We start from the raw sequence: 620 nt of genomic DNA, 5'->3' as shown, positions 1-620 counted from the left end.
CGAAGAGGGGGGTGATGAGTTTCACTGGCACCGAAATGTGTTCCCGCCGCTCAAATATTCGGTGGCGGAAATTTTTGACAGCATCGATCTCTCACAGCGCGTGATGGACGAGCAGCAGCAGGGTGTGAAAGAGGATATCGCTGCGCTGCTGACGCAAGACTGGCGCGCTGCCATTTCCAGCTGCGAGCATCTGCTGACAGAAACGTCCGGCATTCTGCGTGAATTGCAGGACACGCTGGAGGCGGCGGGCGATAAGCTGCAAACCAGCTTGTTGCAGATTCAGGAAGCGACGATGCAGCATCCTGAGCTGGAGTTTGTCGATAAACTGGTGTTCGATCTGCAAGCCAAGCTGGATCGCATCATCAGTTGGGGACAACAGACCATCGACCTGTGGATTGGCTATGACCGACACGTCCACAAGTTTATCCGTACCGCCATTGATATGGATAAAAACCGGGTATTCGCTCAGCGCCTGCGCCAGTCGGTGCAAAGTTATTTCGATCAGCCCTGGGCACTGACCTTCGCCAATGCCGATCGCCTGCTGGACATGCGCGATGAAGAGCTGGCGCTGCGCAGCGATGAAGTGACGGGCGAGTTGCCGCCGGAACTGGAGTATGAAG

The 620-nt window shown here is 56.0% G+C and carries 1 pseudogene; it reads left to right on the top strand.

Annotated features, from left to right (window positions below):
• A pseudogene (locus J5224_RS33845) lies at positions 1-620 on the top strand (condensin subunit MukF); the annotation flags it as partial.

The sequence above is a fragment of the Candidatus Symbiopectobacterium sp. NZEC135 genome (assembly GCF_025962695.1).
Note: the sequence above shows the minus strand (reverse complement) of the source record. Positions and strands in the feature narration are given on the sequence as shown.